We start from the raw sequence: 22,287 nt of genomic DNA, 5'->3' as shown, positions 1-22,287 counted from the left end.
ACACCGCCCTTAATAACAAGAGAAGCCGCGTTATGAACCTGAGCAAGGTCGACCTCAACCTTTTCATCGTCTTCGACGCGATCTACACCGAAGCCAACCTGACCCGCGCCGGGCAGATTGTCGGCATCACCCAGCCGGCGGTGTCCAATGCATTGGCACGGCTGCGCGAGACCTTCAATGATCCGCTCTTCGTGCGTACCGCCCAGGGCATGGTGCCAACACCGATGGCGCAGAACATCATCGGCCCGGTGCGCAACGCCCTGTCACTGCTGCGCGTGTCGGTGCAGGAAAGCCGCATTTTCAACCCGGCGCAGGCAGTCAAGACTTACCGCATCAGCATGACCGACCTCACGGAAGCAATCATTCTGCCGCCATTGTTCCAGCGCCTGCGCCGCCTGGCGCCGACGGTGATTATCGAGAGCTTTCTGTCCAAACGCCGGGAAACCACCAAGGAACTCGCGGCCGGACGTCTGGATTTCGCCGTGGATGCGCCGCTCAATACCGACCCGCAGGTGCGCCACGTCAAGCTGATGGACGACCGTTACGTCTGCGCCATGCGCAAGGGCCATCCGATGGCGGGCAAGGAAAAACTCAGCCTCGATGATTATCTTTCGCTGACGCACATCCATATTTCCAGCCGCCGCAGTGGTTTGGGTTATGTCGATCTGGCGCTGGGCAAAATGGGCATCCAGCGCAAGATCGCCCTGCGCTCGCAGCACTATCTGATGGCTTCGCAGGTGATGCAGCAGACCGACATGGTCATGACCGTGCCGGAACGCTTCGCCCGTCGTCATGACTTGCAGGCGTTCAACTTGCCGGTGAACGATGTGCCGTCGGTGGAAACGCATTTGTATTGGCACGAAAGCACCGACCAGGACCCGGCCAACCGCTGGATGCGTGAGCAGATGATCGAGTTGTGCCAGCAGGTGACGGCGCAGGAAAAGAAGCTGGAAAAGGTGTAAGGCTTTTTACCGCGTTATCGTTCTTCGCGAGCAGGCTCGCTCCCACATTCGACTGCATTCCTTCCGGTGAAATGCAATTCAATGTGGGAGCGAGCCTGCTCGCGAAGAGGCCGGCAAACGCAGCGAGGATCTTGAGCCTTGACGTAAACGTAAACCACCGATTAGCTTAGCGCCATGCCCCTTTTCCGAGCGCTTTCATGAGCAATCAGACCTACAGCATTTCCGACCTCGCCCGCGAGCTGGACATCACCACCCGGGCGATCCGCTTTTATGAAGAGCAAGGCCTGCTCAGCCCCGAGCGTCGCGGCCAGGAACGCATCTATTCACCGCGCGACAAGGTCACCCTGAAGCTGATCCTGCGCGGCAAGCGCATCGGTTTTTCCCTGGCCGAATGCCGCGAGCTGATCGAACTCTACGACCCGTCCGGCGGTAACACCAAACAGCTCAACAGCATGCTGGCGAAAATCAGCGAACGCCGCGAACAGCTCGAGCAGCAGCTGCTGGATATCGAACAGATGAAACTCGAGCTGGACACTGCTGAAGAACGCTGCGTGCAGGCGTTGGAGCAGACGCTCAAAAGCCAGCAGGCGGTTTAGCAAATATTGGTGCCCCTGTGGGAGCGAGCCTGCTCGCGAATGCATTCTGTCATCCACCTTTAACGGTGACTGATCCACCGCTTTCGCGAGCAGGCTCGCTCCCACAGGGATCTTCGTGAACTGAAAAAACAGGCAGGTCCCGCCCATGTCCCTCCCCTCCCAAGTACGCCTGATCGAAGTCGGCCCGCGCGATGGCCTGCAGAACGAAGCCCAGCCGATCAGCGTCGCTGACAAGGTGCAACTGGTCGATGCCCTGAGCGCCGCAGGCCTGAGTTATATCGAAGCCGGCAGTTTCGTTTCGCCCAAGTGGGTGCCGCAGATGGCCGGTTCCGCCGAGGTGTTCGCGCAGATTCAGCGCAAGCCCGGCGTGACCTATGGCGCGCTGGCGCCAAACCTGCGCGGCTTTGAAGACGCGCTCGCCGCCGGGGTCAAGGAAGTCGCGGTATTCGCTGCGGCCTCCGAGGCGTTCTCGCAGCGCAATATCAATTGCTCGATCAGCGAGAGCCTGGCGCGCTTTGCGCCGATCATGGAGGCGGCGAAACAACACGGCGTTACCGTGCGCGGTTACGTTTCCTGTGTCCTCGGCTGCCCGTATGAAGGCACGGTCGCGCCGGAGCAAGTGGCGGTGGTCGCCCGTGAGCTGTACGCGATGGGCTGCTATGAAGTGTCGCTGGGCGACACCATCGGCACCGGCACGGCGGGTGCGACCCGGCGCCTGTTCGAGGTGGTCTCGGCGCAAGTGCCGCGGGACAAGCTCGCCGGGCATTTCCATGACACCTATGGCCAGGCCATGGCCAACATCTACGCCAGCCTGCTCGAAGGCATTGCGGCGTTCGACAGCTCTATCGCCGGCCTCGGCGGCTGCCCGTACGCCAAAGGCGCAAGCGGTAACGTCGCCACCGAGGATGTGGTGTACCTGCTAAATGGCCTGGGCATCGACACCGGTATCGATCTGGACGCCTTGATCGCCGCGGGTCAAAAGATCAGCGCAGTGCTCGGCCGCCCGAGCGGTTCGCGGGTGGCCAAGGCGCGCAGCGCGCAGTGAGGTGTTACCGCGGGGTCGGTGTTGTGGGCAAAAGCGAGTAACACGGAAACAAATTGTCTGGCTTTGCCCAAGGCTGAAAACTTCTGAAATCGTAACTAGTTGATTTACAACGTTTTTCAAAAGTTGGCACGACACCTGCTATCTCTATCGCATAACAAGAATAAAAAGCCGCAAACCAATAAAAACAAGACGAAACGACTCTGACATAACAAGAACAACACGGCAGAGACGCAGCTAACAGATTTTTTTGGAGAAGGTGTGCTTTTCAGGGTGCTCCCATGAGTGACCCGCAACCGGGCAGAGAACAATAAAACTACCTTCAGGTAGCTCCCGAATCGGTTGGATCGTTAAACGAGAAAGCAGATCAGCGCTCAAAAAAATACGTTTGCTCTTGACCCCGGATGGGGGTCGCCAAAAAGCTGTACAGGGCCACGGTTGCCAAAAACAACAACAGACCGACCCTCAATAATAAAAAGAGCACGCAACGACAAATTAAAGGGGAGCCTCGGCTCCCCTTTGTGCTTTCTGCAATTTATGAATCCCCCGATCCCTGTGGGAGCTGGCTTGCCAGCGATTGCGGTAGAACATTCAACATTGATGCTGGCTGACCTGACGCCATCGCTGGCAAGCCAGCTCCCACAGGGTTTAGGTTACCGCTCGGTTATTTTCAGCTCCTCGATACTGATCTCGCGCATCCTGAATTTCTGGATCTTCCCCGTCACTGTCATCGGAAACGCGTCGACGAACTTGAAGTAACGCGGTGTCTTGAAGTGGGCGATGCGCTCCTTGCACCACGCTTGCAGCTCAAGCTCGGAGGCGCTGTGGCCGGGATGAAACTTGATCCATGCAACGATTTCCTCACCGTAGCGCGGGCACGGAATGCCGATCACCTGAACGTCCGCCACCGCCGGATGGGTGAAGAAGAATTCCTCCAGCTCACGGGGATAAACGTTCTCGCCACCACGAATGATCATGTCCTTGTTACGCCCGGCGATGTTGACGTAACCCTCCTCGTTCATGCTCGCCAGGTCGCCGGTGTGCATCCACCCCGCCTCATCGATGGCTTCGGCAGTAGCCTGCGGGTTGTTCCAGTAGCCAAGCATCACGCTGTAACCACGGGTGCACAATTCGCCGATGGTGCCGCGCGGCACGACGTTGCCGGCATCATCGATGATCTTGCTTTCCAGTTGCGGCTGGGTGCGGCCGACCGTGGTGACGCGCAACTCCAGCTCATCCGCCGGCCCGGTCTGCAGCGACACCGGGCTGGTTTCGGTCATGCCGTAGGCGATCTGCACTTCGCTCATGTGCATCTCGTTGATCACCCGGCGCATGACCTCGATCGGACAAGTGGCGCCGGCCATGATCCCGGTGCGCAGGCTCGACAGGTCGAAGGTCTGCCGCTGCGGCTGATCGAGCATGGCGATGAACATCGTCGGCACACCGTACAACGCCGTGGCCTGTTCTTCGGCCACCGCTTGCAGCGCCAGCGCCGGATCGAATGCGTCGTTGGGGTAAATCATCGTGCTGCCATGGGTGACGCAACCGAGGTTGCCCATGACCATGCCGAAGCAGTGATACAGCGGCACCGGAATCACCAGACGATCGGCAGCAGTCAGGCCGAGGCTTTCGCCGACCATGTAGCCGTTGTTGAGAATGTTGTAGTGACTGAGGGTCGCGCCCTTGGGGAAACCGGTAGTGCCGGAGGTGTACTGGATGTTCACCGGTTGATCGAAATGCAGGCTGGCGCTGCGTTCGCGCAGTTGTTCGGACGAGACGCTGGCGGCCAGCTCGCTGAGCTGTGACCACGGCAGAAATTCGGGCGGCGGATTCGCATCGAGGCTGATCACCCCGCGCAGGTCCGGCAGGCGTTCGCTGCGCAGCTGTCCGCTGGCGTGCCCGATCAGCTCTGGTGCCAGGCCCGCGAGCATTTCGTGGTAATTCGAAGTTTTGAACGCGCCCGCGCAGACCAGCCATTGGCAGCCGGATTGCTTGAGCACGTATTCGAGTTCCGAGCTGCGATAGGCCGGATTGATGTTGACCAGGATCACGCCGATCTTGGCCGTGGCGAACTGGGTGATGCACCACTGCGCGCAGTTCGGCGCCCAGATGCCGAGGCGATCGCCCGTCTGCAAACCGAGTGCGAGCAAGGCTTTGGCCTGCTCATCCACCGCATCGGCCAGTTGCCGCCATGAGTAGCGCAACTGCTGATGACGCACCACCAAAGCCTCGCCGTCGGGGTGCTGCGCGACGGTCTGATCGAAGCGCTGACCGATGGTCATCGCCAGCAAAGCCTGGTCCTGAGAGCCACGGCTGTAGCTAAGCTGCGGGTTTGCACTGGTTTGATCCATGACGACCCCTTTTATCTTTATTAGTGGGTGTTCCCGGTTTCGATTCCCTGTGGGAGCGAGCCTGCTCGCGAATACGCTGCGTCATTCACCCTATACGGCGACTGATACAGCGCTTTCGCGAGCAGGCTCGCTCCCACAAAAAACATCCAATTGCGAGTCTGAACTGTCCTTACTCTCGCCCAAGTTGACGCATACGTAAAGCCGATTGACAGTCGAACTGTGGAAGCTTTACGTTAACGTAAAGCTGAACGCCGATTCGTCGTGCGCTCCACCCGATAAAAAAGCCAAAAGGTGACCCATGAGCTATCCATCCCTGAACTTCGCCCTCGGTGAAACCATCGACATGCTGCGCGATCAGGTGCAGTCCTTCGTCGCCGATCAGATCGCGCCGCGTGCCGCGCAGATCGATCACGACAACCTGTTCCCGGCCGATATGTGGCGTAAATTCGGTGACATGGGCCTGCTCGGCATCACCGTGCCGGAAGAGTACGGCGGCGCGGGCCTGGGTTACCTGGCGCACGTGGTGGCGATGGAAGAAATCAGCCGTGGCTCGGCGTCGGTGGCGCTGTCCTACGGCGCGCACTCCAACCTCTGCGTCAACCAGATCAACCGCAACGGCAATCACCAACAGAAAAGCAAATACCTGCCAAAACTGATCAGCGGCGAGCACGTCGGCGCTCTGGCGATGAGCGAGCCCAACGCCGGATCCGACGTGGTCTCGATGAAGCTGCGTGCCGATCAACGCGGCGACCGCTTCGTGCTCAACGGCAGCAAAACCTGGATCACCAACGGCCCCGACGCGAACACCTACGTGATCTACGCCAAGACCGATCTTGAGAAAGGTCCACATGGCATCACCGCGTTCATCGTCGAACGCGACTGGAAAGGCTTCAGCCGCAGCAACAAGTTCGACAAGCTCGGCATGCGCGGCTCCAACACCTGCGAGCTGTTTTTCGATGACGTCGAAGTGCCGGAAGAGAACATCCTCGGCGTGCTCAACGGTGGCGTGAAAGTGCTGATGAGCGGCCTCGATTATGAGCGCGTAGTGCTTTCGGGCGGGCCGACCGGGATCATGCAGTCGTGCATGGACCTGATCGTGCCGTACATCCACGACCGCAAGCAGTTCGGCCAGAGCATCGGCGAATTCCAGCTGATCCAGGGCAAAGTCGCCGACATGTACACCCAGCTCAACGCCAGCCGCGCCTATCTCTACGCCGTGGCGCAGGCCTGCGAACGCGGCGAAACCACGCGCAAGGACGCCGCCGGGGTGATCCTCTACACCGCCGAACGCGCCACGCAAATGGCCCTCGACGCGATCCAGATTCTCGGCGGCAACGGCTACATCAACGAATTTCCCGCCGGGCGCCTGCTGCGCGATGCCAAGCTCTATGAAATCGGCGCCGGCACCAGCGAGATCCGCCGCATGCTGATCGGCCGCGAACTGTTCAACGAGACGAAATGAATTTCGTCAGCTGCAAGCGGCAAGCGGCAAGCGGCAAGCGGCAAGCTGCAAGCTGCAAGCTGCAAGCTGCAAGCTGCAAGAGGATAGCGCTCTTGCCTCAACTTGCAGCTTGTAGCTTGAAACTCGAAGCTGCTACGGAGTAGCCCCATGATTCTGCACACTCAGCTCAACCCGCGCTCAGCGGAATTCGCCGCCAACAGCGCGGCGATGCTCAAACAGGTCGACGCGCTGCACACCCTCCTCGCCCAGGTGGCGCAGGGCGGCGGTGCCAAAGCCCAGGAACGCCACACCTCGCGGGGCAAATTGCTGCCGCGTGAGCGCATCAACCGCTTGCTTGATCCGGGCTCGCCGTTTCTTGAAATCAGCCAACTCGCCGCGCACGCGGTTTACGGCGAAGATGTCCCCGCCGCCGGGGTGATTGCCGGGATCGGTCGCGTCGAAGGCGTGGAATGCATGATCGTCGCCAACGACGCGACAGTAAAAGGTGGCTCGTACTACCCGCTGACCGTGAAGAAACACCTGCGTGCGCAGACCATCGCCCAACAGAATCGCCTGCCCTGCATTTATCTGGTCGACTCGGGCGGCGCCAACCTGCCGCGGCAGGACGAAGTGTTTCCGGATCGCGAGCACTTCGGGCGGATCTTTTTCAATCAGGCCAACATGAGTGCCATGGGCATCCCGCAGATCGCCGTGGTGATGGGCTCGTGCACCGCTGGCGGCGCGTATGTGCCGGCGATGGCGGACGAAGCGATCATGGTGCGCAACCAGGCGACGATTTTTCTCGCCGGCCCGCCGCTGGTGAAAGCCGCAACCGGTGAAGTGGTCAGCGCCGAGGACTTGGGCGGTGCCGATGTGCACTGCAAGACCTCCGGCGTGGCCGACCATTACGCCGAGAACGACGAACACGCCCTCGCCCTCGCCCGCCGCAGCATCGCCAACCTCAACTGGCGCAAGCTCGGCGAGGTGCAACAACGCACACCGATTGCGCCGCTGTACGCGAGCGACGAGTTGTACGGTGTGGTTCCCGCTGACGCCAAGCAGCCGTTCGATGTGCGCGAAGTGATCGCGCGACTGGTCGACGGCTCGGTGTTCGATGAATTCAAAGCGCTGTTCGGCACCACGCTGGTCTGCGGTTTCGCGCACTTGCACGGCTACCCGATCGCGATCCTGGCGAACAACGGCATCCTCTTCGCCGAAGCCGCGCAGAAAGGCGCGCACTTCATCGAACTGGCCTGCCAACGCGGCATCCCGCTGCTGTTTCTGCAGAACATCACCGGCTTCATGGTCGGGCAGAAATACGAGGCCGGTGGCATCGCCAAGCACGGCGCCAAACTGGTTACCGCGGTGGCCTGCGCCAAGGTGCCGAAATTCACTGTGATCATCGGCGGCAGCTTCGGTGCCGGCAACTACGGCATGTGCGGTCGCGCCTACGATCCGCGTTTTTTGTGGATGTGGCCGAACGCGCGGATCGGCGTGATGGGCGCCGAACAGGCCGCTGGCGTGCTGGTGCAGGTCAAGCGCGAACAGGCCGAACGCAGCGGTCAGGCGTTCAGCGCCGAGCAGGAGACCGAGATCAAGCAGCCGATTCTCGACCAGTACGAAGAACAGGGCCACCCCTACTACTCCAGCGCGCGGTTGTGGGACGACGGCGTCATCGACCCGGCGCAGACACGCGATGTGCTGGCCCTGGCCTTGTCCGCGTCGCTGAATGCGCCAATCGAACCGAGCCGCTTCGGCGTGTTCCGGATGTGATGCTTTTTTGTGGGAGCGAGCCTTTGTGGCGAGGGAGCTTGCTCCCGCTCGATTGCGCAGCAATCGTAACCGGGCTCACTCCCACAAAAACCGTGGAGACGGATGAATATGAGCGACTTCAATACCCTCGAACTGCAAACCGACCCACGCGGCTTCGCCACGCTGTGGCTCAACCGCGCCGAGAAAAACAACGCCTTCAACGCCGAGATGATCCGCGAACTGATCCTTGCTCTCGACAAGGTCGCCAGCGATTCGAGCCTGCGTTTTCTGCTGCTGCGCGGGCGCGGCAAGCACTTCAGTGCCGGCGCCGACCTGGCCTGGATGCAGCAATCGGCGGAACTCGATTACCACACCAACCTCGATGACGCCCGCGAACTGGCCGAGCTGATGTACAACCTCGCCAAACTGAAAATTCCGACTCTGGCCGTGGTCCAGGGTGCGGCGTTCGGCGGTGCGCTGGGTCTGATCAGTTGCTGCGACATGGCGATCGGCACCGATGACGCGCAGTTCTGCCTGTCGGAAGTGCGAATCGGCCTGGCGCCGGCGGTGATCAGCCCGTTTGTAGTGCAGGCGATCGGTGAGCGGGCGGCGCGGCGTTATGCGCTGACGGCCGAGCGCTTCGGCGGACAGCGGGCGCGGGAGATCGGCTTGTTGTCGGAAAGTTGTCCGGCCGCTGAACTGGAGCAGCAGGTCGAGCAGTGGATCGACAATCTGTTGCTCAACAGCCCCGCCGCCATGCGTGCCAGCAAGGACTTGCTGCGTGAAGTCGGCAACGGCGCGCTGACCCCGGCCCTGCGCCGCTACACCGAAAATGCCATCGCGCGGATTCGCGTCAGCGCCGAAGGCCAGGAAGGCTTGCGCGCCTTTCTGCAAAAACGCCCGCCGAGCTGGCAAGCCGCATCCACCAAGGAGTCGCGTTGATGAGCGCACCTGTGATTACCACCCTGATGGTGGCCAACCGCGGCGAAATCGCCTGCCGGGTCATGCGCACCGCCAAGGCCCTGGGCCTGACTACGGTCGCTGTGCACAGCGCCACCGACCGCGATGCGCGGCACAGCCGTGAAGCCGATATCCGCGTCGATCTGGGCGGCAGCAAGGCCGCTGACAGTTATCTGCAAATCGATAAATTGATCGCCGCCGCCAAGGCCAGCGGTGCCCAGGCGATTCATCCCGGCTACGGCTTTCTTTCAGAGAACGCCGGGTTCGCCCGCGCTATCGAAGCCGCCGGACTGATCTTCCTCGGCCCGCCCGCCTCGGCCATCGATGCCATGGGCAGCAAATCCGCCGCCAAGGCGCTGATGGAAAAGGCCGGCGTGCCACTGGTGCCGGGCTATCACGGCGAGGCACAGGATCTGGATACCTTCCGCGAAGCCTGCGAACGCATCGGTTATCCGGTGCTGCTCAAGGCCACGGCCGGTGGCGGCGGCAAGGGTATGAAAGTGGTCGAGGACGTCAGCCAACTGGCCGAAGCCCTCGCCTCCGCTCAGCGCGAAGCGCAGTCCTCGTTTGGCGACTCGCGGATGCTGGTGGAGAAGTATCTGCTCAAGCCGCGTCATGTGGAGATTCAGGTGTTCGCCGATCAGCACGGCAACTGCCTTTATCTCAACGAGCGCGATTGCTCGATCCAGCGTCGGCATCAGAAAGTCGTCGAAGAAGCTCCCGCACCGGGCCTGACACCCGAATTGCGCAGGGCGATGGGCGAAGCGGCTGTGCGGTCGGCGCAGGCAATCGGTTATGTCGGCGCCGGCACCGTGGAGTTTCTGCTGGATGCGCGCGGCGAGTTTTTCTTCATGGAAATGAACACGCGGCTGCAAGTCGAGCACCCGGTGACCGAAGCGATTACCGGGCTCGATCTGGTCGCCTGGCAGATTCGCGTCGCCCGTGGGGAAGCGCTGCCGATGACCCAGGCGCAGGTGCCGCTCAACGGGCATGCGATTGAAGTGCGCTTGTATGCCGAGGATCCGGCGAATGATTTTCTGCCGGCCACCGGGCGTCTGGATCTGTACCGCGAATCGGCACAGGGTCCGGGGCGGCGAGTGGACAGCGGGGTCGAGGAAGGTGACGAGATTTCGCCATTCTACGACCCGATGCTCGGCAAACTGATTGCCTGGGGTGAAGATCGCGAACAGGCGCGCTTGCGTCTGTTGAGCATGCTCGATGAGTTTGCGCTTGGCGGGCTGAAGACCAACATCAATTTCCTGCGGCGGATCATCGCGCATCCGGCCTTTGCCGCGGCAGAGCTGGATACCGGGTTTATCCCGCGCTATCAGGAGCAATTGCTGCCAGCGCCGGGCACGTTGAGCGATGAGTTCTGGCAAGTGGCGGCGCAGGCGTTTGCGCAGAGTCTGCCAACCCGTGCGCGGGCGGATGATCCCGCCTCGCCGTGGTCTTGCGGCAGTGGTTTGCGAGCAGGTTTGCCGGCGGAAATCACCTTGCATTTAAGTTGCGAGGGACAGGATCGTGCGCTGACATTGGCAGCCGCGGCCCATGCAAAACTGTTGGGCGAAGCGCTGGTTGTCGAGCATGACGGCGTGCGCCGCACGTTGCGGGCGATTCGTCAGGGTGACGCGTTGTATCTGCAATGGGACGGCGAGCTGCGGCGCATCGAAGCCTACGATCCGATCTGTGCCGTCGAGGCCAGCCACAGCCATCAGGGCGGTCTCACCGCGCCAATGAACGGCAGCATCGTGCGCGTGCTGGTCGAGGTCGGGCAAGCGGTTGAGGCCGGGGCGCAATTGGTGGTGCTCGAAGCCATGAAGATGGAACACAGCATCCGTGCGCCGCGGGCTGGCGTGGTCAAAGCGCTGTATTGCCAGGAAGGCGATATGGTCAGCGAAGGCAGCGCTTTGGTTGAACTGGAAGAAGAGTGAAATGAAAGGATCGATCCTGGCCTTTAGCGAGGATCGATCCGCTCAGTAACGTGCGGTTGCCTGAACCACCACGCCGATAATCCGGCATTCATCGGTGAGCAGGGTTTTCGGCCAGGTTGGATTGAGCGGCACCAGGTAACGCTGGCCCGCCTGCTCGTCGAGCTTGCGGAAAATCGCCTCTTCGCTGTCCGGCCACTGGGCGATCACCAGTTTGCCAGGCACCGCCTCCAGCTCCGGATCGACCAGAATCAGCATGCCCTCGGCAATGCTCTGGCCGCTGGGTGCGGTCATCGAATCCCCCGTCACCGTCAGCCAGAACGCGGCACCGCCACGAGCGTGGTAATCCGTGAGTTCGAAGCGCTGCTTGGACGAACTACCGGAATAGCTCGCCGCCGCGTCGCGCACCTCGCACGGCGCTCGCCAGTCGTAAACCGGGTAACGGAAGTACGGGTTGTACTTCTGCGCCAGCGGCATCTCGTCATCCGCCGTGGGCTGCGGCTCGCGGATGACCAGGACGACTTCGAGGAAATCCATTCCCAGCGCCTTGAGCACGCGGTTCATTTCGGTAACACCGGGTTCGCGACGCTTGTTCAGCCAATGACCGATCCCGCCCTGGGACATGCCGACGCGCTCTCCGAGCTCTGTTTGAGTGATTTTGAGTTCACTCATCTTGGCCTTGACCAACTCAATCCATTTATCCATGTGCCGCACCTTACGCGGACGTCTTCGACCGGCAAAACACATATTGTAGTATTTAAATTCCCGTCACAAATACAGGCAGTACTATGCTAGGGAAACGGACTTTCAATCGAACATGGAGTGACGTTTCATGATGAACATCAGCAGCAAAGACCTGCCCGATCTGCAAATCGACACCAGTTTCACCTCACCCCAGGGCAACGCCGCCGCACAACGCGCGCTGGACTATTACTTGAAACCGAGTGTTGCAGCGGCGGAAACGGACGAACGTTTCTTCAATGTCAAAAACCATCTCAGCGGCGAAGAAGCACTGGTGCATGCCTCGGACCTGTTGCGATGTGCAGCCGCCACCGCGTTCAAGGCGGCAGAAAACCTGCAGGGCACAACTCGCGACCTGGCTTTCTCGGTGGTGCACATGGTGGATATGGCGCGGGCGATGGTCGACCATTCGATCGACAACGACGAGCTAACGGCGAACAAGGTTCGAGCGGACAGGAAAGAATTTTCCCATCGCGCAGATAAAAACATTTGACTTGCAAATGATAATGATTATTATTGCAAGCAGCTGGTCGCGAGATCAGTCGATGGACCAGAGACCTTAGGTCGGTCTTCTGGACTATCTCCTCATCAGGCTAATCACGGTTTTTGACCCGGCTTTTTGCCGGGTCTTTTTTTGCCCGTTTTTCGGGCTTGTGTCTTCAGGCTAATGAAGTCTTTGGGTACTGCAAATTCGATTGGCGCGGATAATATCAAAAGAATATTGATTGGCAAGCCGAGCCCGGCCACATTGGGCAAAACTAATGGCGATCAGCACTTGAGAATCAATCGCACAGTCTCTAAGCTGCTGGCGCGTCACGGAGGACGCCCCCCGCTAACGCCCTGCATTTCCCCTCGGTTTCACCCCAGCCTGCGTGTAAAGTACCGGTCATAAAAATCCTGCTCAGGAAGCGATTATGACCGTGGCCAAATCTTCGTTCGACATCAGCGCCAATTTCGACAGCGGCAATATCCAAGTCATCGACATCAGCAACCCGCTCAATCCGGTCCTGGCCATCCGCCCGGACACCCGCAGCGCTCATTTTCAGTGGTTCCACTTCAAGGCCAGCGGCCTGCACCTCCATCAGGAACACTGGTTTCGCCTGGTCAACGCCAGCCAGTCCTCCTATAACAAGGCCTGGACCGGCTATCAGGCAGTCGCTTCCTACGACCACGTCAACTGGTTCCGCATCCCCACCAGCTTCGAAGGCGACAGCCTGCGCTTCTGCCTCGAAGCCGAACAGACTCACGCCTGGTTCGCCTACTTCGAACCCTATAGCCGTGGCCGTCACGACTGGCTGATCGAGCAGGCGCTGAGCAAGGCTGGTACCGAATTGCTGGCGACCGGCAAAAGCGTCGAAGGCCGCGACATTCAGTTGCTGCGCAAAGGCACTGGTGCCGAAGGCCAGCGCAAGATCTGGATCATCGCCCAGCAGCATCCGGGCGAGCACATGGCTGAATGGTTCATGGAAGGCGTGATCGAGCGGCTGGAACGCCACGACGACCCGATACTGAACAAGCTGCTGGCCAGCGCCGATCTGTATCTGGTGCCGAACATGAACCCGGACGGCGCCTTCCACGGCCACCTGCGCACCAACGCCATGGGCCAGGACTTGAACCGCGCCTGGCAGGACGCCAGCCAGGACATCAGCCCGGAAGTGCTGTTCGTCCAGCAGCAGATGGAAAAATATGGCGTCGATGCATTTATCGACGTACACGGCGACGAGGAAATCCCCCACGTCTTCACCGCCGGTTGTGAAGGCAACCCGGGCTTCACGCCGCGCATCGAAAAGCTAGAAGAGCATTTCCGCAGCCACTTGAAGCACACCACCAAAGACTTCCAGACCACCTACGGCTACACCCGCGACGAACCGGGTCAGGCCAACATGACGCTGGCCTGCAACAGCGTCGGGCAGAAATACGACTGCCTGTCGCTGACCCTGGAGATGCCGTTCAAGGACCACGACGACCACCCGGACAAGATCACCGGCTGGTCGGGCAAACGTTCCAGGCAACTGGGCAAGGATGTGTTGACCACGCTCGCCGACATGGTCGATACCCTGCGCTGATCCGCTCCCCTGTCACAACAAAAGATCGCAGCCTGTCTGCGATCTTTTGCTTTAACGGCTCAGCCGCGATCGCGCCCGCGCAACATACTGTCGAGCACTTCGTCACGACGCACCCAGCCATGAAACAGCGCCGCCGCCAGGTGCAGCAGCACCGTCAGAAACAGCAGATAAGCCAGATACCCATGCGACTTGCGCAGCAACGCAAACAGTTGCGCATCGGCCGGCACAATCGACGGCAGATGCAGCGACGCCGTGAGCATCACCGGTTCGCCCGAGGCACTGATCATCGCCCAGCCGAGCAACGGCAACACCAGCATCAACGCATACAGCAAGACGTGGGAAGCCTTGGCTGCCAACACCTGCCAGCCCGGCAGATCATCCGGCAACGGTGGCTGACGCGTGGTCAAGCGCACCAGCAGACGCACGATCACCAGCGCCAGAATCGCGATGCCCAGCGGCTTGTGCAGATGGATCAGCCATTCATGGCGAGACGACACCGAAGTGACCATGCCCGCGCCGATAAACAGCATGGCGATGATCATCAGCGCCATCAGCCAGTGCAGCAGGCGCGCCAGCAGAACGAAATGCGTCGGTTGCTTGCTCATGGGCGAGCCTCCTGTTTGGCAGCGGGCAACTGGCTGACTTCGCTGGTGCGGCGCAGATAGGAATCGGCGTAACCGGCGGAGCGCGCGGCGAGCAGTGGATCTTCCGAGCCCTGAATCCCGGCCGGCAGCACCAGCGGATCGTAGTTGATGTCGCGGCATTCGCCACTCAGCTGCGGCTGGGTTCTCTCCAGCACCAGCGTACCGGCGTTCAGCACTTTGCGATCTGCGGGCCAGGCCTTACTGGCATCGTTTACCGGGTCACCGGCGTTGGCCAAGGTGATGTTCAACTGGAAGCGCAAGGGTGCGGCGGCCAAGCGTTGCACCAGATCCTTCTCGAGAAAGTCGGCGCCTTCAGGAGCGGTGGCACCCGCCGCGTCCTGCGCCAGCGGCGTCATGCTCCAGCGCACCGCCTGTTTCTTGCCGTTGCCATCGACCAGATAAAACGCATTGATGCTGTTATAGGTTTCAGTGGCGTAGCTGGCCGAAGGCTTGGCGGTCTTCACCCAAGTCAGGAACGGCACGGCTTCCGGATGTGCGGCAAAGAACGCCGGCACCTTTGTCGGGTCGGGCTTGCCGGTGGCCGGATCCGGCGACTGCGCCTGCTGCAATTGGTAGAACGCCTCGGGCGTGGCGATCGGAAACACCGGCATGCTGTTCATGCCAGTGCGCCACTGCTGACCGTCCGCCTGAGTGAAGCGCAGCGCCAGACTGCGGATCGGTACGGCGCTGTCCGGTGCATAAGGATTGCCGGCAGGCAACGCGAAACGCCCCACCACCGGCGTCTGCGGCAGGTTGAACACCTGCGCGGTGGAGAACTCGCGCGCCGCGCCGCTGCTCTCGAAATGGCCGATCACGCAAACGCCCTTGGCGTGGTTGCGACGAAAACCGGGATGCACGCCGTTGTTCTTTTCCAGCACATCGACCAGCGCTTTTGGCGTCAGCCGTTGTGGGTCAAGGTTGCCATGCACGTAGGCAAACGCCCCGGCCACGGCGGCGACGATCACGGCAATGGCGCCCAGACGCAAGACCAGGCTCGCGGCGCTCAGTGGCTGGCGCGGCGGCCTGCCGGGCGGTGCAGCGTTGGGGGACGAGCGATCAACCATGAATATCTCCAGGCCATCGGCCACAAGTGGAAAGAGTCAGCAAGACGCACCCCGTCCGGGTTTATTCCACGGCGCGGTATTTATTTTTGCGCACTGGGAATAACCTGCGCTGACGGGCGTCTTCCTAGTCCACAGCGTAGCGACCAGCAGAAAGTCATGAGCGAATTCGACGAACAGTTGAGAGAAATCATTCCCAGATTGCGCCGCTTCGCCGTGTCGCTGACGCGCAACAGCAGCAGCGCCGACGATCTGGTCCAGGCCAGCCTCGAGCGGGCGCTGTCGGCGTGGGGCGAAAAACGCGCCGACGGCGACTTGCGGGCCTGGCTGTTTGCGATCCTCTATCGGCAGTTTCTCGATGCGCACCGTCGCTCGCGGCGCTACGCGCGGATGCTGGAATTTTTCACCGGTCGCGACGATGCCGAACCATCGGTGGAACGCACGGTGATCGCCCAATCTACCCTGCAAGCCTTCGAACGCTTGCCCACCGAACAGCGCGCTTTGCTGCTGATGGTGTCGGTGGAGGGCCTGTCCTATAAAGAGGTCGCCGAGATCCTCGGCGCCCCGATCGGCACCGTGATGTCGCGCCTGTCCCGCGCCCGCCAGGCCTTGCGCCAACTCAGCGACGGCGAAATCAGCAGCCCTTCCCTGCGGATACTCAAATGATCAGCCTGCCTCCCAATGAGCGTGACATGCACGCCTACATCGACCACCAGCTCAGCGACGCCGACCGGCGCGTGCTCGAGACCTGGCTGGCCAGCCACCCGGAAGAAGCGGCGCAGGTACGCGCCTGGCAACGCGACGCCCAGCAGTTGCGTGCGGCTCTCAGCGGCGCGTTGCAACAACCGGCCAATCCGGCGCTTGACCCGACGACGATCCGCCAGCGTCGCCGCCAGCAATCCCGTCGGCACCTGGCCAGCGCGGCGGTGTTGCTGATGGCCGTGAGCATCGGCGGTTTCAGTGGCTGGCAGGCGCGGGAAATGACCTTGGTGCGCCCTGCGCAATTGCCGATGACCGACGCGTTGCAAGCCTACCGCCTGATTGCCCAGCAAGGCGTGCTGCCCGCCGATTACAAGGTCGACAGTGATGGCGATATGCAGCGTTGGCTCGACCGCTACTTCAGCGGCGCCGGACGCTTGCCTGATCTCGGGGCGGCCGGTTTTGAACCGGTCAGCGGGCGCTTGCTCAGCACCGATGAAGGCCCGGCGGCGATGGTGATGTATGAGGACGGCAGCGGCCACAAGGTGAGTTTCTACCTGCGTCCGCCGGGGCCGAAAAACACCCTGCTGCCGCGCGGCTCGCGCAGCGATGGCGATCTGCAGGCCGATTACTGGTCGGGGCCGGGCTACAACTATGCGGTGGTCAGCCCGACCGACTCGCCGGCAGCAGAGTTGCTCAAGCAATCGCCACCGTTCTGAAATCCGCCCCTTGCACTCGTCAGCTCCTACAGGGGGACCATGTACATATTTCATGGAGCCAGCGCCCGAGCTCTGGTTACACTGGGGCCACCGCGCTCCCGGTGGGGCGCGCCCAATCAACCAGGAGCCTGTGCCGCGTGCCCGCCCGAACGCCGAAACGATCACGACTGAGCCAACGCTGGCCGTTGCTGCGCCGCCTGTTCGGCAAAGGCCTGCCCGCCAGCGCCGGGCACGACGCTCATGCCGCGAGCATCCGCGATTACTTCCGCGACAAGGCCCACAGTCAGGGCTACACCCTCAGCCGCAGCCAGCAGCAAGTCATCGACTGCATGGCGCAGCAGGCCAGCGTTCTGTTGGGCGACAGCGGCCACACGCCGCCGAGTCTGTACCTGTACGGCGCCGTCGGGCGCGGCAAGAGCTGGTTGCTCGACGGCTTCTTCCAGGCACTGCCGATCACCCGCAAACGTCGCTTGCATTTCCATCAGTTCTTCGCCCGACTGCATGACGGCATGTTCCGTCATCGCCAGCAGGAAGACGCGCTGGAAATCACCCTGGACGAGCTGCTCGAAGATTGTCAGGTGCTGTGTTTCGACGAGTTTCACGTGCACGACATCGGCGATGCGATGCTGATCACGCGTCTGTTCAAGGCCCTGTTCAAACGGAAAATCATGCTGCTGGTGACCTCCAACTACGCACCTGAAGGTCTGCTGCCCAATCCGCTCTATCACGCGCGCTTCAAACCGGTGATTGAGTTGATCAACACGCGCATGCAGGTGATGGAAGTCGGCGGCGCCCACGATTACCGCACGCTCAACCGCCAGCATACGCATCAGGTGTTTACCCAGGGACATTACGTGTGGCCGGCCACGTCGGCTCAGCGCCAGGCTCTCAACCTGCCGCCAGCCGATGCGCCTGCCCTTGCCCTCGAGGTTGGCAAACGCCAGTTGCTGGCGCGCTTGTGCGAGGGCCGAAAAGTCGCGTTCACCTTCAATGATCTGTGCGAGCAGCCGACGGCAGTGATGGATTACCTGCAGCTGTGCCAGCGTTTCGACCAGTGGATCATCGATGACCTGCCGCAGCTCGGCGAGTGTCCGATCGCTGTGCAGCAGCGCTTCATCAATTTGATCGACGTGCTCTACGATCAGGACAAACATCTGACCCTGCTCGGCCAACTGCCGCTGGGCCAGAGCCTGGAAGGCCACGCCATCGACCTGGCGCGCACGCGCAGCCGGTTGGGGCAGTTGCAGGAAATCCACGCTCCCTCCTGACGTGCCGCACCTTGTGGAAGCGAACCCTGTGGAGCGAGCCTGCTCGCGAAAGCGGTGTATCAGTTACATAAATTCTGACTGACATACCGCTTTCGCGAGCAGGCTCGCTCCCACAGGTCCCGGGCCAACTTCAATACCAGATAAACCGGATATTGCTTTACCGTTATCATGTCGCCCATCCTCAGCGCCCCCGCGTCGCTCCACCGATCAATAGCGAAACCAAACATGCACACCCTTGCTCAACTGCGCGCCGGCGAGCTGTCTGGCATTACCCGCCTCGACCTGTCTTGCGGGCTGACCGAATTCCCCCGGGAAATTTTCCAACTGGCCGACACGCTGGAAGTGCTCAACCTCAGCGGCAACGCGTTATCCAGCCTGCCCGATGATCTGCATCGCCTGACCCGCCTGCGCGTGCTGTTCTGCTCCGACAACCAGTTCAGCGAACTGCCGGCCTGCCTCGGCCAGTGCGCGGCGCTGACGATGGTCGGCTTCAAGGCCAACCACATCGTCACGGTGCCCGGTGCCGCCCTGCCGCCACAGCTGCGCTGGCTGATCCTCACTGACAACCGCATCGAAAGCCTGCCGAGCGAACTCGGCGAACGCCCGGCTTTGCAGAAGCTCATGCTCGCCGGCAATCGCCTGCAAACGCTGCCAGACTCCCTGCGTCACTGCCATCGGCTGGAATTGCTGCGCATCGCTGCCAACCAACTCAGCGAACTGCCGCAGTGGCTGCTGACCTTGCCGAGCCTGACGTGGTTGGCCTACGCCGGCAATCCGCTGGAAACCGAAGCCAATGCCGATGCCCTTGAGGCCACGCCGCTGATCGACTGGTCGGCGCTGCGCCTGGAACAGCAACTGGGCGAAGGTGCCTCCGGGGTGATTTCCCGGGCGATCTGGCAGCGTGACGATGGCACGGCGCAAGCGGTTGCGGTGAAGTTGTACAAAGGCGAGATGACCAGCGACGGTTCGCCGTTGCATGAGATGAACGCCTGCATCACCGCAGGCCTTCACCCGAACCTGATCCGCGTCGAAGGGCGCATCAGCGGCCATCCCGATAAACAGCAGGGGCTGGTAATGCAACTGATTGATCCGAGCTTCGGCAATCTCGCCGGCTTGCCGAGCCTGGACTCGTGCTCGCGGGATGTTTATGCCGAGGATTGCCGGTTCTCCGCGGACGTTGCCTCGCGCATCGCCAGGGGCATCGCTTCGGCGGCGCAGCACTTGCATCGGCAAGGCATCACCCACGGCGATCTCTACGGTCACAACATTCTGTTGAACGATCGGGGCGATTGCCTGCTGGGGGATTTCGGCGCGGCGTCGTTTCATGCCACCACCGATGATGCGCAGACTCGCGCGTTGCAACGGCTGGAAGTGCGCGCGTTCGGCGTGTTGTTGGGGGAGCTGCTTGCGCGTGTCGACTCGGGGTTGAGTACAGAGCGGCGCTTGGCATTGGAAGCGCTGGAGCGGCGCTGCTGTCAGGCGGATGTTTTGGGACGCCCGGCATTCAGCGAAGTGATAGAGCTTCTGCAAGATCACTGACGGAGACGAACACTGTGGCGAGGGAGCTTGCTCCCGCTGGATGGCGAAGCCGTCCCGAAAAAGCGACGACTGCTGCGCAGCCGAGCGGGAGCAAGCTCCCTCGCCACAGGTCAATGCAGCAGCTGATCAGCCAGCCAGACCGACAAACATGTCCTGCACATCATCATGGTTGTCCAGGCCTTCAAGGAACGCTTCGACTTCAGCCATCTGCTCGTCGCTCAAACCGCTGACCGGGTTCTTCGGCTGGTAGCCGAGCTTGGCCGAGAGCACGGTGAAGCCTTGTTCCGGAAGGGCCTTCTGCACGGCGTCGAGGTCGGTCGGATCGGTGAGAAACAGCGTCGCGCCCTCTTCACCCGGTTCGAAATCCTGGGCACCGGCTTCGATCGCGGCCATTTCCGGATCGGCATCCGGGCTGTCCGGCGCGGCTTCGATCATGCCGACGTGGTTGAACATCCACGCCACCGAACCGGAAGCGCCCAACTGGCCCTTGCGGAACGCCACGCGGATTTCGGCGACGGTGCGGTTGATGTTGTCGGTCACGCATTCGACGATCAGCGGCACCTGATGCGGGGCGAAGCCTTCGTAGGTCACGCGATGGTATTGCACGGTTTCACCCAGCAGACCGGCGCCTTTCTTGATCGCGCGATCGAGGGTTTCTTTTGGCATCGAGGCTTTCTTCGCCTGTTCGACCACCAGACGCAGGTGTGCGTTGGTGGCGGTATCGGCACCGTTGCGCGCAGCAATGGTGATTTCCTTCACCAGTTTGCCGAAGATCTTCCCTTTGGCGTTGGCTGCCGCTTCTTTGTGTTTAACCTTCCACTGTGCGCCCATTACTCACTCTCTTGATCTGTGGCGCCGAGACATCTATTGGCCGACGCGTGGCGGCAAGTTTATACGGCCTAAAGTCGGCAATCGACCAAAAAAACAGCCTGCCGAATCGACATGTTCACCAAAGCATGTAGGGGGATTCTGAAAAGCACCTTTGACATGACCATTCAGCCTGACGGTTTCGTACCCTTGAAACCCCGTATCGCCTGACAGGGCCTGCTCGAATGTTCAATGACAAGGAAAGTCCGTTCACCCTTACTCTGACCGACAGCGGATTGCGCCTGCCGGTGGTGCGCTTTCGCGGCGAGGAAGCGCTGAACCAGCCCTACCGTTTCGACATCGAATTGCTCGGCCTCGCCCCGGCCATCGCCCCGGGTTCCTTTTTGCACAGGCCAGCCTTTCTGCGCCTCAGCGAACAGCAGGGTTTCCACGGCGTCATTTGCAGCGCCAGTTGCGAACATCGCGGCACCCATCGGATCGGTTATCGGCTGATTCTGGTGCCGCATCTGCAACAACTGGCGCAAGCGCCCGAACGACGCGTGTTTACCCACCTCAGCGCGCCGCAGATCATTCAACAATTGCTCGAAGAACATGCCCTGCCAACGCACAGCTACCGCATCGAAATGAGCGTCGGCCACTACCCGGCGCGGGCGTTCTGCATTCAGTACGACGAAAGTGATCTGGCCCTGCTGCAGCGGCTCTGCGAAGAAGAAGGCATTCACTATCACTTCGAACACGGGCCAGACGGGCACGTCGTGGTGTTCGCCGACGACAGCCTGGGCCTGCCGCAGGAACCGGTCGAAATCCCTTTCAACGCCGATGAGCAACCACCCTCGCCCTGCGTCAGCGTTCTCTACCAACAGCATCGTGCGGCACCGGTGCCGATGCTGCATGTGGTACGCAATCGCGGTCAGCCGACCTGTATCGATGAAGCAGCCAACGAAGCCTCGACAGACTTGCAAGCGCCAGCGCGATCAACGGAACGACTGTACGCCGAGCAACGCAGCAGGCGGCATCTGCAACGGCAACGCTGCCAATTACGCTCGATTCACGGACGCAGTGATTGCAGCGATCTGCTCAGCGGCCGACTGCTGCTGGTGGCAGACCATCCGATCAATCACTTCAACGAACAATGGCTGATCAGCGCCGTGCGCCACCACGGGCAGCACCCGTCGATCCTTGATCCGGCGCCAACCGTGCACCGTTATCACAACGACTTCACCGCGCAGCCGTGGTCGGCCGATTTCCGCCCGCCACTCAAACAGCCGCGCCCGAATGTTGCGGGTTATCACGTGGCGCGGGTGGCGGGTGCGCCCGGACAACCCGCGCAAGTAGATGAAAATGGCCGCCTCGCCGTGATCCTCTGGCCCGCAGACAGTCAGCCAAGCAACGACAGCGACGCCTTGTGGCTACCGATTGCCATGAGCCGAATCGACGGTGCCGTCGCCGTCGACCAATTGCCGCGGGCCGGCAGCGAAGTCTGGGTGAGTTTCCTCGACAGCGATCCGGATCGACCGATTCTATGCCTTGGCCATGCGCGCCAGCCGCCGGAGTACGAATCAGAGCCCGCGCGCGACAGCCTGTTGCTCGACTGGCTGAGCAACCGCGCCGAGCACTAGTCGCAGGCCCGCTCCCACATTACAAAGCGCGGGCACCTGTGGGAGCGAGCCTGCTCGCGAAGGAGTCGCCT

19 protein-coding genes are annotated in these 22,287 nt (G+C 61.3%); 14 read left to right on the top strand and 5 right to left on the bottom strand.

The features are described from left to right. Positions 1-32: 32 nt before the first annotated feature. The 3 genes from GXB78_RS23225 (at position 33) to GXB78_RS23215 (ending at position 2,603) form a co-directional block, all read left to right on the top strand. Positions 33-962: a LysR family transcriptional regulator gene (locus tag GXB78_RS23225; RefSeq protein WP_252874787.1), complete on the top strand. Its 930-nt coding sequence runs from the start codon at positions 33-35 to the stop codon at positions 960-962. Between the two features lie 197 nt (positions 963-1,159). After that, positions 1,160-1,558: a MerR family transcriptional regulator gene (locus GXB78_RS23220; protein WP_329517169.1), complete on the top strand. Its 399-nt coding sequence runs from the start codon at positions 1,160-1,162 to the stop codon at positions 1,556-1,558. Positions 1,559-1,703: 145 nt separating this feature from the next. Beyond that, positions 1,704-2,603 carry a hydroxymethylglutaryl-CoA lyase gene (locus GXB78_RS23215; protein ID WP_329517168.1) on the top strand — a complete coding sequence of 300 codons (900 nt, stop codon included), beginning with the start codon at positions 1,704-1,706 and terminating at the stop codon, positions 2,601-2,603. Positions 2,604-3,253: 650 nt separating this feature from the next. Here the strand turns inward: GXB78_RS23215 and GXB78_RS23210 are convergent. Continuing rightward, positions 3,254-4,951 (bottom strand): AMP-binding protein, encoded by a 1,698-nt coding sequence (locus GXB78_RS23210; RefSeq protein ID WP_329517167.1) that lies wholly within the window; start codon positions 4,949-4,951, stop codon positions 3,254-3,256. A gap of 298 nt (positions 4,952-5,249) precedes the next feature. Here GXB78_RS23210 and GXB78_RS23205 point away from each other — a divergent pair, with 298 nt between their 5' ends. From GXB78_RS23205 to GXB78_RS23190, 4 genes are all read left to right on the top strand, one after another. Continuing rightward, a complete protein-coding gene (locus tag GXB78_RS23205; protein ID WP_329517166.1) occupies positions 5,250-6,413 on the top strand; it encodes an isovaleryl-CoA dehydrogenase in 1,164 nt (387 codons plus the stop codon). Positions 6,414-6,560: 147 nt separating this feature from the next. Beyond that, positions 6,561-8,165, top strand: a complete 1,605-nt coding sequence (locus tag GXB78_RS23200) for a carboxyl transferase domain-containing protein (protein WP_329517165.1) — start codon at positions 6,561-6,563, stop codon at positions 8,163-8,165. Positions 8,166-8,273: 108 nt separating this feature from the next. Continuing rightward, positions 8,274-9,086 carry a gamma-carboxygeranoyl-CoA hydratase gene (locus tag GXB78_RS23195; RefSeq protein WP_329517164.1) on the top strand — a complete coding sequence of 271 codons (813 nt, stop codon included), beginning with the start codon at positions 8,274-8,276 and terminating at the stop codon, positions 9,084-9,086. Then, on the top strand, positions 9,086-11,035 hold the full coding sequence (locus tag GXB78_RS23190; RefSeq protein WP_329517163.1) for an acetyl/propionyl/methylcrotonyl-CoA carboxylase subunit alpha: 1,950 nt from the start codon (positions 9,086-9,088) through the stop codon (positions 11,033-11,035). The genes GXB78_RS23195 and GXB78_RS23190 overlap by 1 nt, the downstream gene beginning before the upstream one ends. A gap of 42 nt (positions 11,036-11,077) precedes the next feature. Here GXB78_RS23190 and GXB78_RS23185 read toward each other — a convergent pair whose 3' ends face one another. Continuing rightward, positions 11,078-11,737 (bottom strand): LexA family protein, encoded by a 660-nt coding sequence (locus GXB78_RS23185; protein ID WP_329517162.1) that lies wholly within the window; start codon positions 11,735-11,737, stop codon positions 11,078-11,080. 130 nt (positions 11,738-11,867) lie between these two features. On the opposite strand from GXB78_RS23185, the gene GXB78_RS23180 reads away from it, so the two are divergent. Both GXB78_RS23180 and GXB78_RS23175 read left to right on the top strand, forming a co-directional pair. Continuing rightward, a complete protein-coding gene (locus GXB78_RS23180) occupies positions 11,868-12,266 on the top strand; it encodes a DUF6124 family protein (RefSeq protein ID WP_329517228.1) in 399 nt (132 codons plus the stop codon). A gap of 421 nt (positions 12,267-12,687) precedes the next feature. Beyond that, complete coding sequence (locus tag GXB78_RS23175) at positions 12,688-13,839, top strand: M14 family metallopeptidase (protein ID WP_329517161.1); 1,152 nt, start codon at positions 12,688-12,690, stop codon at positions 13,837-13,839. Between the two features lie 59 nt (positions 13,840-13,898). On the opposite strand, the gene GXB78_RS23170 is transcribed toward GXB78_RS23175, so the two are convergent. Both GXB78_RS23170 and GXB78_RS23165 read right to left on the bottom strand, forming a co-directional pair. Further along, on the bottom strand, positions 13,899-14,444 hold the full coding sequence (locus GXB78_RS23170; protein ID WP_329517160.1) for a cytochrome b: 546 nt from the start codon (positions 14,442-14,444) through the stop codon (positions 13,899-13,901). Continuing rightward, the gene (locus GXB78_RS23165) at positions 14,441-15,547 is read right to left on the bottom strand and encodes a catalase family peroxidase (protein ID WP_329517159.1); all 1,107 of its coding nucleotides are present in this window, start codon (positions 15,545-15,547) and stop codon (positions 14,441-14,443) included. Before GXB78_RS23165 ends, GXB78_RS23170 begins: the two co-directional genes overlap by 4 nt. A 156-nt stretch (positions 15,548-15,703) precedes the next feature. Here GXB78_RS23165 and GXB78_RS23160 point away from each other — a divergent pair, with 156 nt between their 5' ends. From GXB78_RS23160 to GXB78_RS23145, 4 genes are all read left to right on the top strand, one after another. Beyond that, entirely contained in the window at positions 15,704-16,210 is a 507-nt protein-coding gene (locus GXB78_RS23160) for a sigma-70 family RNA polymerase sigma factor (RefSeq protein ID WP_041477125.1), read from the top strand. Next, positions 16,207-16,962: an anti-sigma factor family protein gene (locus GXB78_RS23155; protein WP_329517158.1), complete on the top strand. Its 756-nt coding sequence runs from the start codon at positions 16,207-16,209 to the stop codon at positions 16,960-16,962. Before GXB78_RS23160 ends, GXB78_RS23155 begins: the two co-directional genes overlap by 4 nt. A gap of 137 nt (positions 16,963-17,099) precedes the next feature. Next, positions 17,100-18,230 (top strand): cell division protein ZapE, encoded by a 1,131-nt coding sequence (zapE, locus tag GXB78_RS23150; protein ID WP_329517157.1) that lies wholly within the window; start codon positions 17,100-17,102, stop codon positions 18,228-18,230. A gap of 225 nt (positions 18,231-18,455) precedes the next feature. Continuing rightward, positions 18,456-19,769: a leucine-rich repeat-containing protein kinase family protein gene (locus tag GXB78_RS23145; RefSeq protein ID WP_329517156.1), complete on the top strand. Its 1,314-nt coding sequence runs from the start codon at positions 18,456-18,458 to the stop codon at positions 19,767-19,769. 126 nt (positions 19,770-19,895) lie between these two features. Here the strand turns inward: GXB78_RS23145 and GXB78_RS23140 are convergent, their stop codons facing one another. Further along, positions 19,896-20,600, bottom strand: coding sequence for a YebC/PmpR family DNA-binding transcriptional regulator (locus GXB78_RS23140; protein ID WP_016775324.1), 705 nt, complete (start codon positions 20,598-20,600; stop codon positions 19,896-19,898). Between the two features lie 221 nt (positions 20,601-20,821). Here GXB78_RS23140 and GXB78_RS23135 point away from each other — a divergent pair, with 221 nt between their 5' ends. Continuing rightward, positions 20,822-22,216 (top strand): type VI secretion system Vgr family protein, encoded by a 1,395-nt coding sequence (locus GXB78_RS23135; protein ID WP_329517155.1) that lies wholly within the window; start codon positions 20,822-20,824, stop codon positions 22,214-22,216. Positions 22,217-22,287 lie beyond the last annotated feature (71 nt).

Origin of the sequence: Pseudomonas moraviensis subsp. stanleyae (assembly GCF_036283065.1) — a bacterium.
GTDB classification, from domain to species: domain Bacteria; phylum Pseudomonadota; class Gammaproteobacteria; order Pseudomonadales; family Pseudomonadaceae; genus Aquipseudomonas; species Aquipseudomonas stanleyae.
The sequence above is the reverse complement of the archived record's forward strand: the minus strand, read 5'-3'. Positions and strand labels throughout refer to the sequence as shown.

Bases quoted from the DNA above. Each gene is read 5' to 3' on its own strand.
- GXB78_RS23170 (WP_329517160.1), bottom strand. From the start codon at position 14,444: ATGAGCAAGCAACCGACGCATTTCGTTCTGCTGGCGCGCCTGCTGCAC.
- GXB78_RS23180 (WP_329517228.1), top strand. From the start codon at position 11,868: ATGAACATCAGCAGCAAAGACCTGCCCGATCTGCAAATCGACACCAGT.
- GXB78_RS23175 (WP_329517161.1), top strand. From the start codon at position 12,688: ATGACCGTGGCCAAATCTTCGTTCGACATCAGCGCCAATTTCGACAGC.
- GXB78_RS23135 (WP_329517155.1), top strand. From the start codon at position 20,822: ATGTTCAATGACAAGGAAAGTCCGTTCACCCTTACTCTGACCGACAGC.
- GXB78_RS23195 (WP_329517164.1), top strand. From the start codon at position 8,274: ATGAGCGACTTCAATACCCTCGAACTGCAAACCGACCCACGCGGCTTC.
- GXB78_RS23205 (WP_329517166.1), top strand. From the start codon at position 5,250: ATGAGCTATCCATCCCTGAACTTCGCCCTCGGTGAAACCATCGACATG.
- GXB78_RS23210 (WP_329517167.1), bottom strand. From the start codon at position 4,951: ATGGATCAAACCAGTGCAAACCCGCAGCTTAGCTACAGCCGTGGCTCT.
- GXB78_RS23160 (WP_041477125.1), top strand. From the start codon at position 15,704: ATGAGCGAATTCGACGAACAGTTGAGAGAAATCATTCCCAGATTGCGC.
- GXB78_RS23200 (WP_329517165.1), top strand. From the start codon at position 6,561: ATGATTCTGCACACTCAGCTCAACCCGCGCTCAGCGGAATTCGCCGCC.
- GXB78_RS23220 (WP_329517169.1), top strand. From the start codon at position 1,160: ATGAGCAATCAGACCTACAGCATTTCCGACCTCGCCCGCGAGCTGGAC.
- GXB78_RS23215 (WP_329517168.1), top strand. From the start codon at position 1,704: ATGTCCCTCCCCTCCCAAGTACGCCTGATCGAAGTCGGCCCGCGCGAT.
- GXB78_RS23185 (WP_329517162.1), bottom strand. From the start codon at position 11,737: ATGGATAAATGGATTGAGTTGGTCAAGGCCAAGATGAGTGAACTCAAA.
- GXB78_RS23145 (WP_329517156.1), top strand. From the start codon at position 18,456: ATGCACACCCTTGCTCAACTGCGCGCCGGCGAGCTGTCTGGCATTACC.
- GXB78_RS23225 (WP_252874787.1), top strand. From the start codon at position 33: ATGAACCTGAGCAAGGTCGACCTCAACCTTTTCATCGTCTTCGACGCG.
- GXB78_RS23165 (WP_329517159.1), bottom strand. From the start codon at position 15,547: ATGGTTGATCGCTCGTCCCCCAACGCTGCACCGCCCGGCAGGCCGCCG.
- GXB78_RS23155 (WP_329517158.1), top strand. From the start codon at position 16,207: ATGATCAGCCTGCCTCCCAATGAGCGTGACATGCACGCCTACATCGAC.
- GXB78_RS23190 (WP_329517163.1), top strand. From the start codon at position 9,086: ATGAGCGCACCTGTGATTACCACCCTGATGGTGGCCAACCGCGGCGAA.
- GXB78_RS23140 (WP_016775324.1), bottom strand. From the start codon at position 20,600: ATGGGCGCACAGTGGAAGGTTAAACACAAAGAAGCGGCAGCCAACGCC.